The 16,463-nt window shown below is 68.1% G+C and carries 9 protein-coding genes; 5 read left to right on the top strand and 4 right to left on the bottom strand.

Annotation, left to right across the window (positions count from 1 at the left end):
- The first annotated feature begins 207 nt into the window (after positions 1-207).
- Positions 208-7,161: a type I polyketide synthase gene (locus SD37_RS10430; protein ID WP_083254927.1), complete on the top strand. Its 6,954-nt coding sequence runs from the start codon at positions 208-210 to the stop codon at positions 7,159-7,161.
- The gene (locus SD37_RS10425) at positions 7,158-8,642 is read left to right on the top strand and encodes a flavin-containing monooxygenase (RefSeq protein ID WP_044851023.1); all 1,485 of its coding nucleotides are present in this window, start codon (positions 7,158-7,160) and stop codon (positions 8,640-8,642) included. The genes SD37_RS10430 and SD37_RS10425 overlap by 4 nt, the downstream gene beginning before the upstream one ends.
- Positions 8,643-8,655: 13 nt before the next feature.
- Here the strand turns inward: SD37_RS10425 and SD37_RS10420 are convergent, their stop codons facing one another.
- The 3 genes from SD37_RS10420 to SD37_RS10410 all read right to left on the bottom strand — a co-directional run bounded on the left by SD37_RS10420 (position 8,656) and on the right by SD37_RS10410 (position 12,123).
- Positions 8,656-10,101, bottom strand: coding sequence for an amidohydrolase family protein (locus SD37_RS10420; RefSeq protein ID WP_044851022.1), 1,446 nt, complete (start codon positions 10,099-10,101; stop codon positions 8,656-8,658).
- Between the two features lie 73 nt (positions 10,102-10,174).
- Positions 10,175-11,152 (bottom strand): fumarylacetoacetate hydrolase family protein, encoded by a 978-nt coding sequence (locus SD37_RS10415; RefSeq protein WP_044851021.1) that lies wholly within the window; start codon positions 11,150-11,152, stop codon positions 10,175-10,177.
- The gene (locus SD37_RS10410) at positions 11,149-12,123 is read right to left on the bottom strand and encodes an MBL fold metallo-hydrolase (RefSeq protein WP_044851020.1); all 975 of its coding nucleotides are present in this window, start codon (positions 12,121-12,123) and stop codon (positions 11,149-11,151) included. The genes SD37_RS10415 and SD37_RS10410 overlap by 4 nt, the downstream gene beginning before the upstream one ends.
- Before the next feature lie 305 nt (positions 12,124-12,428).
- Here SD37_RS10410 and SD37_RS10405 point away from each other — a divergent pair, with 305 nt between their 5' ends.
- The 3 genes from SD37_RS10405 to SD37_RS10395 all read left to right on the top strand — a co-directional run bounded on the left by SD37_RS10405 (position 12,429) and on the right by SD37_RS10395 (position 15,020).
- Positions 12,429-13,388 carry an NADP-dependent oxidoreductase gene (locus SD37_RS10405; protein ID WP_044851019.1) on the top strand — a complete coding sequence of 320 codons (960 nt, stop codon included), beginning with the start codon at positions 12,429-12,431 and terminating at the stop codon, positions 13,386-13,388.
- Positions 13,389-13,464: 76 nt separating this feature from the next.
- Positions 13,465-14,289, top strand: a complete 825-nt coding sequence (locus SD37_RS10400) for a beta-keto acid cleavage family enzyme (RefSeq protein WP_044851018.1) — start codon at positions 13,465-13,467, stop codon at positions 14,287-14,289.
- A gap of 107 nt (positions 14,290-14,396) precedes the next feature.
- Positions 14,397-15,020 (top strand): TetR/AcrR family transcriptional regulator, encoded by a 624-nt coding sequence (locus SD37_RS10395; protein ID WP_236725326.1) that lies wholly within the window; start codon positions 14,397-14,399, stop codon positions 15,018-15,020.
- A gap of 114 nt (positions 15,021-15,134) precedes the next feature.
- Here the strand turns inward: SD37_RS10395 and SD37_RS10390 are convergent, their stop codons facing one another.
- Positions 15,135-16,460 carry a multicopper oxidase family protein gene (locus tag SD37_RS10390; protein ID WP_167369626.1) on the bottom strand — a complete coding sequence of 442 codons (1,326 nt, stop codon included), beginning with the start codon at positions 16,458-16,460 and terminating at the stop codon, positions 15,135-15,137.
- Positions 16,461-16,463 lie beyond the last annotated feature (3 nt).

The following is a 16,463-nucleotide window of genomic DNA, read 5'->3' as shown; positions in this document are numbered from 1 at the left end:
AAACAGCAGGGTTCGAGGCCCTCGCTGGGCACGTCCTGATCGCCCACTGCCCGCATACCACATCGCAAGAGACAGCCTGACCGCAGCACGGGTGTTTTCGTACACAACTGCAGTAGATCTGGACATATCCCTCTCTTTGAGATCGGCTTCGGTGCCCCTGATCGCCCAACCTGGAGAGCACTGGGAGTCCGATCGGGAGGTTCAGCCTTGGGGACAGGGGATACGAATGCGGCAAGCACACCGGTCGCAATCGTCGGGATCGGCTGCCGTTTTCCGGGCGGGATCGAGGATATGCCGAGTTTCTGGGAACTGGTCGCGTCCGGGACGGACGCGATCGGTGACATCCCGGCCGACCGGTGGCGGATCGGTGACCACTACGACGCGGATCCGGCCGCACCGGGCCGGATGTTCGTACGGCAGGGAGGATTCCTGCGGGATCCGGTCGACGAGTTCGATGCGGGCTTCTTCGGGATGTCGCCGCGAGAGGCCGCCGCGCTGGATCCGCAGCAGCGCCTGCTGCTGGAGATCACCTGGGAATCCCTGGAGAACGCCGGAATCCCGCCGAAGTCGACCGCGGCCGGCAACATCGGCGTCTACGTCGGTGGGTTCACCTTCGACGCGGCAACGCTGCAACTGACCGACTCGAACCGGCATCTCGTCGGCGCGGCCACTCCGACCGGCGTAAGCATGACAATGCTTGCCGCGCGCTTGTCGTATGCGTTCGACTGGCGTGGCCCGGCGCTGACTCTCGACACCGCATGCTCGTCGTCGCTCGTCGCGCTGCATCATGCGGTGGGCGCACTCGCCCGCGGGGACTGCGACATCGCCGTGGCGGCCGGGGTGAACGTGATGGTCAATCCGGTCACCACGGTCCTGATGTCCAAAGGGCAGTTCCTTTCGCCGGATGCCCGATGCAAGTCGTTCGACCACCGAGCCAACGGTTACGCTCGCGGCGAGGGAGCGGGTGTCCTTCTTCTGAAGCCGTTGCCCGCGGCGGTGCGTGACGGTGACCGCATCCACGCGGTCGTGCGTGGCACGGCGGTGAACCAGGACGGCCGCACGCCGGGGATCACCGTGCCCAGCGTGGACGCCCAACGCACGCTGATCGAGCGAGCATGCCAGGTCGGGGACGTCGAGCCCGCGTCCGTCGGGTACTTCGAAGCCCACGGCACCGGCACCGCGGTGGGTGATCCGATCGAGGCGACCGCGATCGGTGAGGTCCTGGGTGATTCCTCGCGTACACATTGGATCGGATCGGTCAAAGCGAACTTCGGGCACACGGAAGCGGCGGCGGGTATCGCCGGGGTGATCAAGGCGGTGCTGTGTCTCGGCAAGGGGCTGATCCCGCCCAACCTGCATTTCGAACGACCCAATCCGAAGATCCCGTTCGACAAGCTTCCGCTGCGTGTGCCGACGGAGATGGTGCCGTTCCCGGAGTTTGCGGGCCCGCGCCGGGCCGGGGTGAACTCGTTCGGCTTCGGCGGAACGAACGCACACGCCATCCTGGAGCAGTGGACGGCATCCGAGCCGCCCGCGGAGACCGAGGCGGAGACCGGTCCGGTTCTTCTGCCACTGTCTGCGCGAAGCCCGGAAGCCTTGCGTGCACTGGTGGATTCCTACGCGACGATGCTGGAAAGTCCGGAAAGCCATTCTCTGCAGAGGGTTGCGCGGGCGGCATCGCGGCAGCGTGAGCACCATCCACTGCGGACATTCGTGGTGGCCGGGGACACGGCGGAGGCGGCGGCCAAGCTGCGGGAGCTGAACTTCGAGCAGAGGCGGGCCACGCGGCCGGGCAATGCCTTTGTGTACACCGGAATGGGCCCGCAGTGGTGGGGAATGGGTCGTGAGCTCCTGGCGACGGAACCACGTTTCGCCGGGGTTGTCGCAGCTTGTGACGAGGTGCTGGCGAAATTCGGCTTGTGCATGGCGGACGAGCTCGGCCGCGACGAAGCCGATTCACGGCTGACCGAGACTTTGTACGCGCAGGTCGCGAATTTCGTGGTGCAGGCCGGGCTCACCGCGTTGTGGCGGGACTGGGGAATCAAGCCTGCCTTCGTCGTGGGCCACAGTGTCGGCGAGGTCGCCGCCGCTTATGCAGCGGGCGTGTACACGCTCGAAGACGCCCTCACCATCAGCTTCCACCGCGCGAACCTGCAGTCACGCCTTGCCGGGCGCGGCGCGATGGCGGCCGTGGACCTGCCCGCGGACGAGGTCGCCGCGTATCTGCGGGACGGCGTCGCGATCGCCGCGGTCAACAGCACGTACGCGACAACGCTCGCCGGCGACCACGACGCCTTGGCCGAAGTGAGCAAGGAACTGACGGACGCGGGAGCGTCGGTGAAACCGCTCCGCGTCGAGGTGGCGTACCACAGCCACCAGATGGAGGAGATCCGCGAACCGCTGCTCGCCGCGTTGCGGGAGATTCGCCCGCGCCCCGCGGAAATCCCGCTTTTCTCGACGGTCACCGGTGACCAGGTCGAAGGTCCGGAACTCGATGCGGATTACTGGTGGCGCAACGTCCGCGAGACGGTCCGGTTCGCCGACGCGTTCCGGCGCGTGCTCACCCGGGCTCCCGGTGCCGTGCTGGAGGTCGGGCCGCATCCGGTGCTCGCGTCCGCGATCGACGAGGCGCTGGCCGACCGGACCGACACCATCGTCCGCCTGGCTTCGTCGCACCGCAAGGAACCACAGCGCGAGTATCTGCTCACCGCGCTCGGTCACCGGTATTCCGCCGGCGCCGATCCGGCCTGGGACCGTGTGCATCCAGGACCGCGTGAGCACCTGGATCTGCCGCATTATCCGTGGCAGCGGGAGCGGCATTGGCTGGAATCGGTGGCATCGCGGGAAAAGCGGCTGGGCACCAGCGACCTCATGCTCGGCGGAAGACCGGTCGCCGGGATCACGCCGGTCCACGACATCGAGCTGTCGACCTCGACGCTGTCCTACCTCGATGATCACCGGATCGGCGAATCCGTGGTGTTCCCCGGTTCCGGTTATCTGGAAGCCGCCCTGGCCGTCTTCCCGGACGACGAGCCGTGCCTGCTCGAAGACGTCGTGTTCCACCGGCCGCTCGTGCTGGCATCGTCGTCGATTCCGACGCTGCGGGCAGGTTTCGACCCGGCACGGCAGCTACTCACTCTCCACAGCCGCACCCAACCCGACGATCCTGTGTGGACATTGCACGCCGAACTGCGCCGCGGCCATTTCGCCAAGGCGCGGACGCCGGAACGTCGTACCGAACTCGCAGGCCTGGTTGAAGGGCTGCCAGAGCTCGGACACGAAGAGGTGTACTCGTGGCTCGGTGGTACCGGCCTGAACTACGGTCCGGCGTTCCGTGCCGTGGAGCGGCTGTGGTGGCGGCAGGAGAGCCGCGAGGTGTTCGCCGAATTGCGGCTGGACACCGCCGAGCAGAAGGGCCATCGGCTACACCCCGTGGTGCTCGACGCGGCGCTGCAGGCGGTGATCGCCGGTGGGCTGATGATCGGCGACGATGTCGAACCCGGCACCTACGTCCCAGCCAGGATCGATGCGCTGCAGTTCTTCCGCAGCCCGGCCACCCGGCTGTGGGTGCACGGCCGGGGCCGCCCCGCCACAAGCCGGGGCCGGATCGAATGCGATCTGTCCCTGGTGACCGACGACGGTGACGTCGTCGCCGAGGTGAGGGGCCTGCAGGCCAGGCGGCTCGCGGAAGCGGCGGACGAGCCGCCGTCGCTGGTCTACGGGCACGTGTGGCAGCCGGAACCGCTACCGGAGGAGTCGGAGCGGCAACCGGACGGCCGGTGGATCGTCATCGGATCGTCGGCCACGGCAGCCGGGCTCGCCAAGGACCTTGCCGCAGCCGGAGCAGGCGTCGTCGCTGTGGATCCGGCCGGTGAAGATTGGCTCGATCGTGTGCTTTCCGTGGCTTCGGCCTGCCGTGGTGTGGTTTACGTCGACAGCTCCGACGCCGATACCGCGTGCGCGCCGGTCGCCGCACCGTTGCGGCTCGTGCAGGAACTGCCGGTCGTGCCCTTGTTCCTCGTGACCACGGGTGCGCAAGGTGTCTCCACGGTGAACCCGGCGGCGGCTTCGTTGTGGGGCTTCTGCCGCGTCGTCGCTGCAGAGCGCCCGGAGTTGCGATGCCGGTTGGTGGATCTCGCCCCGGGCATGTCGGAGGAGGCACTGGTTGCCGAAGTCCTTCACGACGGAGTCGACGAAGTCTCCCTCCGCCCTGACGGCCGGTACGTGCGGAGGTTGAAAAAGGCCGAAGACGGCTCGGAACTCGACCACCTCCGCACGCGCACCGACGTCACCCCCGTGCGGATGGTGTCGTCCGGTGGTGAACTCGGTTTCCTGGCCACCACTCGTCGGCCGCCCGGTGCCGGCGAGGTCGAGGTCCGGGTGTCCCACGTGGGGCTCAACTTCAAGGACGTCCTCAAGCACACCGGGCTGATCTCCTCGTACGCGATCGAGGGCAACCATTCCGGAGAGACGCTCGGGATGGAATGCGCGGGCACGGTCGTCGCGGTCGGCGACGAGGTGACCGATCTCGAAGTCGGGGACGAGGTGTTCGTGCACAGCCGGGACCTGTTCGTCTCGCATGTGACGCTCGATGCGGTGCGCGTGGTCAAGAAACCGGCCACGCTGTCCCCCGCCGAGGCCGCGTCGCTGTTCCCCGTGGCAACCGCGTATGTATCCCTTGTCCGGCTCGCGGACGTCCGTGCCGACGAGCGAGTGCTCATCCACTCCGCTGCCGGCGGCGTCGGACTCGCGGCGGCTCGGATCGCGAAATGGCTCGGTGCGAAGGTATTCGTCACCGCGGGCAGCGCGCAGCGGCGCGATTTCCTGCGCCATGAGGGCTTCACCCACGTCGCCGATTCGCGGTCGCCGTCGTTCGCGGACGACATTCTGGAGTGGACCGACGGCGCCGGTGTCGACGTGGTGCTGAACTCGTTGCCCGGCACCATGATCGACCACAGCCTCCGGGCGCTGAGCACCTTCGGGCGGTTCGTCGAGCTGGGCAAACCGGGAGATGTCGCGGACCACGCGGTGCGGCTCGCCTCGACCCGGCGGGCGTTGTCGTTCCACTCGTTCGACTACGACCAGCTGATGGCCCTGCACCCCTCTGAAGTCCGGCAATGTATGCGGGAGGTCGCTGAACTCCACGAGCAGAAGGTGATCGAGCCGTTGCCGGTCGCCGAGTTCCCGGCGAAGGACGCCGCCGAGGCCTTCCACGCCATGGCGAGTCCTGAGCACCGCGGGAAGGTCGTGCTGTCCATGGCCGACGAGGAAGTGCTGGTGCCGGCATCGTCGTTGCCGGGGACGCCGGTCCGGTCGGATCGGACGTACGTCCTCACCGGTGGTCTCGGCGGCCTCGGCCGGACTGTGGCGCGCTGGCTTGCCCAGCAGGGCGCGCGGCACCTCGTGCTCGTCGGCCGCAGCGGGGCCACCACACCCGCCGCCGAGCAGCTGGTGACAGACCTGACCGCCGAAGGCGTCGAGGTGCGCGTGGAGAAGGCCGATGTCGGCGACCACGCCCAGGTGCGTGCACTCCTCACGGACGTCCGTGCCGACCTGCCCCCGATCGCCGGTGTCCTGCACGCCGCGGCCGATTTCGACGACGTTCTGCTGTCCAACACCGACGCGGCTCGGCTCATCGCGGCGACCCGGCCGAAGGCGAACGGTGCCTGGCATCTGCACCGGGAAACCTTGGACGACAGGCTCGACTTCTTCGTGCTGTTCTCCTCGTTCGCGGCGCAACTGGGCGCGGTCAGCGTGGGCGCCTACGCCACGGCCAATGAATTCCTCAATGGCCTCGCCCGCTACCGGCGCGCACAGGGGCTGCCCGCGACCAGCATCGGCTGGGGAATGGTCGACGATGTCGGGGTCGCGGTGAGCCGCGACGGCTTCGTCGGCGATGCCCTTCGCCGAGTCGGCCACCTCGGCATTTCCCCCGCGAGGCTGGTCACCGAACTGGGAACGTTGCTGCACACGCAGCCCACGGAGGTGTCGGTCGCCGACATCGACTGGCCGCGGTGGGCACGGGCGAATCCACAACTCGCGCCGTTGCCGACATTCGCCTCCGTGGCTCCGGCCAGCGCCGCGGACAGCGGGGACGAATCCGTCGGAAAACGGCTACGGGAGGCGAACCCCGCCGACCGCGCGTCGATGCTGCCCGCGCTCGTCACGCCGTTGCTCCAGCGCACCACGGGCCTCACCGAGCAGCAGCTCGGCGAAGAGCAGGCCGTCGACGTCGACTCGCTCACAGCGGTCGAGCTACGGGTGCTGCTACAGAGGCAACTCGGGGTCGCGGTGCCCGCGGTACGGCTGCAGCGCAGCCTCAGCGTGGGCGTGCTCGCCGAGCTTCTCGTCGACGAGCTGGACCGTGCACAGCCCGAAACTGCCACTGCGCTACACGAGATCACTTCGGCTGACGGGTTGGTGATCTACGGCCACTTGAGCGTTCCCCCGGTCCCTGGACCGCATCCGGCCGTCGTGGTGTGCGCGCCAGGCGAAGGCGGAGCGTTGAACGCCGACGGCGACTACGCGCACCTCAGCGAGCACGCGCCACTGCTCGCCGCCGGGTTCGCCGTCCTCACCGTCGACCAGCGCGGCGCGCCCGGGCACGGTCCCGATTTCACCGCCAGGGCCGAAATGGGCGGCGGAGACGTCGACGACGTCATCGCGGCCACCCGGTACCTCGCCGACCTGCCCGAGATCGACGGCACCCGGATCAGCATCGTGGGCACCAGCCGTGGCGCCTACACCGCGTTGCTGGCGCTGGAACGCCGACCCGAGCTGTGGCGGCACGCGGCACTGCTGATGGGCTTGTACGACCCGGCGATGCTGGTCGCGGCCGAGCAGTCCCAGCCCGGCACGCTGCTCCCGGCGGACTCCGGGTACAGCCCGGAGGACGTCGAACGCTACTTCGGCGCACCGGAACGGCAGCCGCTCGACGGCGTCGGCACGCTCGGCGCGCCGCTGCTGATCGTGCACGGCGACGCGGACTCCGTCGTGCCCCTCGCACAGTCGGAAGAACTCGCCGCCCGGGTACGGGAAGCGGGCCTGCCCGCGGAAATGATCACCGTGCCCGGGTTGGCACACGACAGTGAGCACGACGATCAGGTATGGACCGGTTTGTGGCCCGAGATCGGCCAGTTCCTCCAGGAAGGCACACGATGACGACCAGGACAGAAGCACTGATCATCGGCGCCGGGCTGTCCGGGATAGGGCAGGCTGTGGCACTTACGCGGTCCGGCATCGATTTCGTGGTGCTGGAGAAGGCGCCGGACCTCGGCGGCACCTGGCAGTCCAACACCTATCCAGGTGCCGCCTGCGACGTCGAAGCGCATCTGTATTCGTACTCGCACACCAAGAATCCTTTCTGGCGCTCGACTTACGCCGGTCAGGAGGAAATCCTCGAATACATTCGCGGCGTCGCGGTGCGACGCGGGTTGTTGCCGCGGATCCGCTTCGGCACCCAAGCGGTGAGTGCGCGCTGGGACGAGGACACGGCGGAGTGGACCGTCGAGACCGCGGACGGCACAACCTACGTCAGCCGGTTCCTCGTGCTCGGAGTCGGTGGCCTGCACATGCCCCAGATTCCCGAGTTGCCCGGCTCGGCGACGTTCCGGGGCAGCACTTGGCACACTTCGTGCTGGAACCACGACGTCGACCTGACGGGCAAGCACGTGACGCTCGTCGGCGTCGGTGCCTCCGGGGTACAGGTCGTGCCTCACCTGGCCGAACGAGCCGCATCGCTGACTATCTTCCAACGCACTCCGCCGTGGGTGCTGCCGAAGGTGGACGCGGCGATCCCGGCCTGGCGGCAACGGCTTTTCGCGTCGCTCCCCGCCACGCAATCCTTACACCGGCTGGGGATCTACCTGCGACGGGAGAAACGCGGCTTCGGCTTCCATACCCGGCCGGACCTGCTGCGCGTCGCCGAGCCGATCGTGCGGCGGAAGATCGACGAGCAGATCGCGGACCCGTCGCTGCGCGCACTCGTGACGCCGGACTATCCCCTGGGCTGCAAGCGAGTCCTGTTCTCCAACGACTACTACGCGACGCTGAACCGGCCGGACGTCCACGTCGTGCCCGGCAGCCCGGCCGAAGTGCGCCCGGACAGGATCGTCGACGAGGCCGGCGGGGAACACCGGACCGACGTACTCGTCTACGCCACCGGATTCGACCTCACCGGCTCGTTCGACCGGATCGAGATCGCCGGCACCGGCGGCCGGCTGCTGAAGGAGGCATGGCGGGACGGCATACACGGCTACCAGGGGCTCGCGATGCCGGACTTCCCGAACATGTTCATGGCCGGAGGGCCGAACGGGTTCGCGCCGTACACGAGCGTCGTGTCGAACATCGAAGCGCAGGCCCGCTACGTGGTTCAGGCCATCCGCACGACGCGGTCGGCCGGTGCCCGAGCCTTGACCGTGCGCCAGGACGCGACCGACCGCTTCCTGGCCGAGATGCGGACACGTTTCGCCCGGACGGTCTGGGCGCCCGCCAACTGCCGCAACTGGTACCAGAACGGCTCACAGGGTGGAACGGTCCTCTGGCCGAGCTCGACCCTGCACTATCGCCTGCGCCTGCGCGCCCTGCGCAGGGACGACTACGAATTCCTGCCCGCACGGGAATCCGTTCCATCGGAGAAGTGACTCGAGTTCCGGGTCAGTCGGAGCTGCCGGGCTCCAGCCCCCACACGGGCTCCCAGGCGCGGCGCATCGCGCGGGCGTCGATTCTGCCGAAGCGTTCGTCGATGCCGTCGCGGGCCTCCTGGACACGCCTTCGGACGGAGTCCCAAGGCTCTCCCTCGAGTTGTCCGGCGCGCTTGCGCACGACGCCGTCGATCCAGACGTATTCGACGTCGCTGGGGTTGGCGTAGAAGACGAGGGCGGCGACGGGGTCACGCAGCGTGGCCGTGTTGACCGCGTCGAGCCGGGTCAGGACGATGTCGGCCTTCTTGCCGGGGGTGAGGCTGCCGATCTCGTTCTCGAGGCCGACGCAGGTCGCCCCGCCGAGTGTCGCGTACTCCAGCATCTTCGCCGCGGGGAACCGGGTGCTGCTCGGCAACCCTCCCGGACAGGTCGACTCGTTGTCTCGGAAGCGGGTGGCCTGCAGCATCAGGCGCATCTGGGTGAACATGTCGCCGTTGAAGCCCGAGACGATGTCGACACCGAGGGACGGTTGCCGCCCGGACTTCACGACGCGCTCCAGGACCGGGAACGTGCCGGACATCTGCAGTTCGGTGTCCGGCGTCGTCGAGAGCCAGCCGCCCTCGCGGGCGATGAGGGCGAGGTCGTCGTCGGTCAGGCAGTTGCCGTGCGAGAGCAGCAGGTCATCGGCGAGGGCGCCGGCGTTCGACAGGCTCTCGATGACGTTGACGTCGTCGTTGATGCCGATGGCCGCGTGGAAGGTGATCCGCGCCGGCTCCAGGGTTCGGCTCCAGGCGAGCTCTTCGAGGACCGGCTCCATGCTCGGGAAGGTGAAGAACTCGCTGCTCGCGATGCCGAAGCGCAGAAGTCCGTCATTGCTCGGGAAATGCTCTTCCCGCACCCGCGCGGCGTTGTCGCGGTGGAACCTCTCGATGGGGCCGGCGATTTCCGTGATGATCGCGGTCGGGTCGATGTCCTCGCCCGGGGTGTATCGGGGGTTGCGGTAGACGCCGTAGCCGAAGATGCCGCGGATCCCGGCGTCCTTGAGTCCCCGGACCAAGGCGTCCGAGTGCTCCGCGGAGATCTGCAGGTGGGAGTGGTCGACCACCGTGGTGACCCCGGCGTTGATCGCCTCCAACGCGCCGTAGTGATTGCCGAGATAGGCGTCTTCCACGCGGTAGCAGACGGGGTACATGGTCCGCATCTCGACCATGTACTCGAACAGGCTCCAATTCACGGCCACCCCGCGCAGCAACGACTGCCACACGTGGCGATGGGTGTCGACGAAACCCGGGCTGGCGATCATCCCGCTCGCGTCGACCACCTCGGCATCGTCGGCGTTGATCGACGGCGCGACGCGCTTGATGCGGTCGCCGACGATGAGAATGTCTCCGGTGGTGAGGTCGCGGGTCGACGGGTCCATCGTCGTCAGCAGCGCGTTCTTGATCAGTGTCTTCTTCATTTCGCGGGGTCCCTCTCTCGTTCGTCATTGAATGCGGTCGAGGCGTATGTGCGTGCCGGCGTGGCTACCGGTCTCATGAATCGGAGAGTGCGTCCCAGGGCCGCGGTCGCCGGCTCGTCGTGCGGGCCCTCGGCAAGTCGATCGGTTCCACCCCGGCGACGACCTGGTTCGAGAGCGAGCCGATGCCTTCCGCCACGAGGGTCACGACATCCCCGGGACGCAACGGCGGCGGCTCATCCCGGCCGGTTCTGGCCCAGTACTCCAGCAGGCATCCACCACCGCACGTGCCCGCTGCCAGGACGTCGCCGGGCCGGAGCTCGGCACCTCGCGACGCATAGGCGACGATCTCCTCGAACGACCACGACATGTTGGCCGAACTGTCGCCCCCACCGGGCAGGGGCATGCCGTTGACCTCGGCGTGCATCTCGAGGGCCAGGCGGTCGCCGCGGCGGTAGGGCTCGAGCTCGTCCGCGGTCACGATCCACGGCCCGAGCGTGTTGGCGAAGTCCTTGCCTTTCACCGGTCCCGCGCCGATCTGCATGACCGACGCCATCAGGTCGCGGGCCGACCAGTCGTTGAAGAGTGTGTAGCCCGCGATATGCTCACCGGCCTGCTCGGGCGCGAGGTCCTTGCCCGGCTTGCCGATGACGGCCGCGAGTTCGAGCTCGAAGTCGAGCCGGCGAGATCCCGGGGGCATCTGCACCGGTTCGTCGTGGCCGCTCACGGCGTTGGTGTTGCAGAAGAAGAAGACCGGCTGCTCGTACCACCCCGGGTGAACATCGATCCCGATCCCCTTGAGGCTCCCCTCGACGTGCTCCTCAAACGTGGCATAGTCCCGCAGGGTCTTCGGCTGGACGGGCGACAGCAGCCGGACCGCGGACAGGTCGACGGGGGCGCCCGCCGCCAGGCGCTGGACCAGTAGCGCACGCTCGGACGGGGCAGCCATCAGGAGTTCATCAAGGTCCGCGCCGGGCGTCAGCGGTTGCACCTGATCGCCGTCGACGATGGCGATGGTGACGACTCCGTCGAACTCGATCCGGGCGATCCTCATCCTGCTCCTCCGGTGCGACCGTGCGGGTGGGCGGCAGCGGCCTGGTGCAGGTGGGCCATATGCGCGAATTGCGTCAGCCGGTCAGCGCGCGGGCGCGTCGGATCGAGCTCCTCGTAGACATTCAGCACATTGGCCGCGATGCGTTCGTGCTCGGCCATGTCGGCGAACGGTGCGAGGTCGATGGAAGCGATCGCGTCCTCGAGGCTGAGCCCGTCCTCGAACCGCGCGATGGACTCCGCCTGGACGTAGGTCAGGTAGTCGCGGACCCGTTGCACCCCTGCCTTGTCGGTGACCGGGCCGTGCCCCGGCACCACGGCGACGACGTCGAGGTCGAGGATCAGGTCGCAGGCGGCGACGCACCGCGAGACCGGGCCCTCCCACACCAGTGGCGCGGCTCCGATGAACAGGACGTCGCCCGTGAACAGCACCCGGGCGTCCGGCACGTGGACGAGAACGTCGCCCGGGGTGTGCGCGGGCCCCACTTCGGTCAACCTCACGTGCCTGCCGCCGACGTCGAGGTCCAATGACCCGCTGAACGTGCGAGTCGGCGGCGTGGCGGTGATTCCCGACGGATCGAAGCCGGAGGCCACGGCGCGGACGAAGTCGCCCACCTCGTCCTCCCGGTGCCACAGGCTCGCGAGCTCTGTCGCTCCAGCCGGTGTCATCAGTTCCGCGGCGGCAGCGGAGGCGACGATCTCGACACCCGGCCCGGCGGCGAGCTGGTTGCCGAACCAGTGGTCTCCGTCGGAGTGCGTGTTGACCACCGTCCGGATCGGGCAGTCCTCGGTGAGCGTGCCGAACGCCTCGAGCATGCGCGCGGTGTGGGCCAGGTCGAGGTGGGTGTCCACGAGCAGGGATTCGCCGTCCCCTTGGACCAGGCCGGTATTGCTCTCTCCCCAGTGTCCCTGGGGCAGCAGCCACGCGTAGCAGTCGCCGCCCAAGTGGTGGGGGCCGTTCGAATATCTGGTCATCACGTCCCATCCTGTGCAGACAGTGGGTCGGATTCGCTCAGCCGCGTCCGACGAAGTCCGGGGGACCGACGATGTGCGACGCCGCCGGTCGTGTTATCTCGCTCACTTCTTGTTGCACCCGAGTGCAGGGTGTCGCCGCATTCTGCACTCGGGTGCAGAATGCGTCAAGCGTCACGTCGCGGAAAGCTGCGGAGGCCGGACCTGCGGGGATTGCGCAAACTTGCACCCGGGTGCAGTATGGCCCCTCGCAGGGCGATCAGCAGGGGCCACCACGTGGTTCCAGGAGGCATCGAAAGGGGCGAGCGATGCGCGCGATGGTGTGCGATGACTTCGGCGGACCGGACCGGTTCGACGAGCGTGAGGTCGAGCGGCCGCCGCTCGGCCCGAACAGCGTGCTGGTCAGACTGACCCACGCGGGGGTCAACCCCGGCGACTCCCGGATCCGGCAGGGCCAGTTCGCGCCTCGCGCGCGGCACCACTTCCCGCTCGTGCTGGGGCTGGAGGGTGCGGGATTCGTCGAGGAGATCGGCGTGTCCGGCTCGCCGTTCAAACCTGGTCAAGCTGTGTTCGGCTTCTTCCTGCACGACTACGCGGGCGACGGGACGTACGCCGAGCTGGCGCCGGCCCGCTCGACCCAGCTGGCCGCGGTGCCGCCCGGCGTGTCCCTGCGGGACGCTGCCGCGGTCGCGTGCGCGGGCGGTACGGCGATGGTCCTGGTGGAGGAGCTGCTGGAGGTCCAGCCTGGGGACACAGTCGTCGTCCTCGGTGCCGCGGGCGGCGTGGGTCACTTCGCCGTCCAGGTGGCCGTCGCGCTGGGTGCGGAGGTCATCGCGGTGGCTCGGGCGTCGAACCACGACTTCGTCCGGGAGCTGGGCGCCGCTCACGCGGTCGACTACCGCACCGATAACGTCGCTGAAGCCGTCGCGCGGTTGGTGCCTGACGGTGTCGATGCCGCTGTCGACACCGTCGGCGGAGAGGCTCAGTCGCAGCTGTCGGGCGTGGTGCGTCAGGGTGGCCGGGTGGCCTCGTGCGTCCATGCGCCCACGACCGACGACTTCCGCGTGCGCGACCAGCACTTCCAGTACCGGTTCTTCGAGGCGACCCCCGCCCGCATGGTCCGGCTCAGCGAGCACCTCGCCAGTGGGCATGTGCGTCCGCGGATCACCCGGGAGCTGCCGCTGTCTCAGGCCGCCGAGGCTCATCGCGCGATCGACGCCGGCGCGGTGCGCGGCAAGATCGTCCTGAGGATCGATGACTCACGATGACCCGAGCCCGCTTGCGTCCTGCCCAGGCACTTCGCCCACCATCGACGGACTTCGTCCACATCGCAGGAGATATTCCATGTGCGTGATCATCACCGTGGCGACGACCGGTCCGATCGCCACCAAACTGGACAACCCCAGCCTGCCGACCAGTCCCGAGGAGATCGCCGCCGCCGTCGGCGAGGCTTACGCCGAAGGCGCGGCGGTCGCGCACCTGCACTTCCGCGACGCGCAGGGGCGCCCGACCGCCGACCTGGCCATCGCGGAGCGCACGGTGGGACTGATTCGCGACACGTGCCCGATTCTCGTCCAGATCTCGACCGGGGTCGGCATGGACGTGGAGTTCGAGGACCGCGCCCGCCTGGTGGAACTGCGACCGCAGATGGCGACGCTGAATCCGTGCAGCATGACCTTCGGGGCGGGAGAGTTCCGCAACCCTCCCGCAGAGGTGCGCCGGCTCGCGGCCCGGATGCAGGAGTTGGGCGTCAAGCCGGAAATGGAGATCTACGACACGGGCCATCTCGACGCATGCCTGCGGCTCATCGACGAGGGACTCATCTCCGGCGATCCGCAGTTCAGCATCGTCCTCGGCGTACGCGGCGGCGCGGCGGCCACGCCGGCGAACCTGTACACGCTGGTCGAGCGCCTACCGGACAACGCGGTGTGGCAGATCATCGCGATCGGCAAGGCGAACCTGCAGCTCACCGCCATCGGCCTGGCCATGGGTGGCAACGCCCGCGCCGGACTGGAGGACACGTTGTTCCTGCGCAAAGGCGAACTCAGTCCCGGTAACACGCCACTGGTTCGCCGGAGCGTCAACCTCGCGCGGGCCCTCGACCTGCCGATCGCCTCGGTCAGGCAGGCGGCTCAGCGGTTACAGCTGGACGTACCTGCCGGCATGTGAGGCGGCGAGTGACGCGTCACCGCTATGTTCGGACGCGGACACCCTGCGGACGAGATGGTGCACCAGGGTGCAGGGCGAGTGAGACGAGTGTGTAGTTGAGTGCAGACATGCGCCATACGTCGCACGAAGACGAGGCAATGACCGGGGCGGCAGCCCAGCAGCAAGCAGGGGGCCGACGTGCACTAGCTACGCGAGACCGCCTGTACGCGGCGGCAGCGGCGTTGTTCGTCGAGCGAGGTTACGAGGCCACCTCGATGGCCGACATCGCCGAGCGCGCGGGCACTTCTCGTCGTACCGCGTTCAATCATTTCCCCAGCAAAAGCGATATTCCGATGCTGTGGACACGCCGGATCGCCGACATCGCCGTGGCCCAGGCCGCGGACGCCACGGGCGAGGTGCTGGAACGGGTCCGCGCCTACCTGCACCTGATCAGCGAGATGGTGCAGGCCGAGCCCGAGCTCTCACGGCAGATGATGCTGGGCTGGACTTCCGCCGTCGGGCCTATCCGCTATGAGTCTCAACTGCTCACCGACTTGGCCCCGCTGCTGCACGAGGGCCGAGTACGCGGAGAGGTGAAGCCGGACATCGATGTCGATGTGACGACCCGGGTTCTCAGCGACACGTTGATGGGCGCGACCCTCCGCTGGGTCCGGGAGCGCGACCGCCTGCTCCAGGATATGGTCGGCGAAGGCGTCGAGCTGATCCTCACCGCGGTGCGTCCGCGCTCCTGACGGTGAAGCCACCCAACGCGGCGGCCCCGCATCCACTCCCTGGCTCAGCGCCGAGACCTCTGCCGGGCGCCTAGCGTCACGAAAGGGCATTCGCAACGCGGACTTCAGGGCCCCTCACCGGCGCGGGACGACCTCGAACTGGCCCATCATCGAGTGCATCGCATGGTCCAGGAAGTGGCAGTGGAACGGGTACCGGCCGATTTGAGTGTCGAACGTCGCTTGGATGCGGACGACGTCACCGGGATTCAGACGTACGGTGTCCTTCGGATAGGTGTCGTGGCCAGGCTCCGGCTTCCCGTTCCGATCGAGCACCCTGAACTGCACGAGATGGAGGTGCATGGTGTGCGGGATCCCGAAAGCACCGTCGCCGTTCACGAGTTCCCAGATCTCCGTCGAGCCATGTTGGATAGTCGCGTCCACCCGATTCGGGTCGAAACCCCGGTCGTTGATGAGGAATTCGCCGGTCACGGGGTCGATCCGCAGGATGAAACGCCGGGTCTTCGACACTCGCTCCGGAGCTGGGTTCCGGGACGGCCATCCTGGTATCTCCGTCTGCACCAAGGGCCGGCCGGGAATGGTGAGCTCCGGCTTGTCCCCTGGCCCACCCCCGCCGACCCGGAACTGTATGATGTCCCGCTTGTTCTCGGAGAGGGCTACCACGTTCTGCAGCTCGACGGAGGTTCCCGCCGGTACCGACCGGAAATCCACCAGCACCTCGGCGCGCTCCGCCGGCCACAAGTCGATCTCCTGCCGTACCGCGGGCTCCCGCAGAAAACCTCCGTCGGAGGCGATCTGCAGGAACCGTGCTCCGTTGGAAAGCCGGAACTTGAACACCTCGAGATTCGAGACGTTGATCAACCTGAGGCGGTACAGCCGCCGCTTGACCTCGAAGTAAGGCTGCGGACGACCGTTGACGAGGATCGTAGGCCGGTTCATGAAGTCGTCGGGGACGAAGACGAGTTGGCCCTCGCCGTCCAGTTTCGCGTCCCTGAACATCAGCAGAACGTCGAACTCGCCACCGGGCAGCGGAAGGCGCGCGTCCACCGGATCGGACAACAGGTAGGCGCCGGAAAGCCCGCGGTAGACTTGCTCGCCCTCCAGGTGGTGTGTGTGGTCGTGATACCAGAGAGTGGCGGCCGGTTGGTCGTTCGGATATCGGTACACCCTGGACTGTCCGGGCGCGATGGGATCCATCGGATGCCCGTCACTCGACGCCGGCACGTTCGCGCCGTGCAGATGCACCGTCGCGGGGGAGCCCATGCCGTTGAACTGCCTGACCACCACGGCGCGACCACGTCGGGCGTGGACGGTGGGCCCGGGAAAGCCTCCGTTGAAGGTGAGTGTCCTGGTCCGGACGCCCGGCAGGATCTCGTGCCAGGACTCCGCGATCCGCATGTCGTAGAAATCCGTGTCCCCCGTGCGCCGGGTGGGTTTCAGCACGGG

This window comes from Amycolatopsis orientalis, from assembly GCF_000943515.2.
GTDB classification, from domain to species: Bacteria; Actinomycetota; Actinomycetes; order Mycobacteriales; family Pseudonocardiaceae; genus Amycolatopsis; species Amycolatopsis orientalis.
Note: the sequence above shows the minus strand (reverse complement) of the source record. Positions and strands in the feature narration are given on the sequence as shown.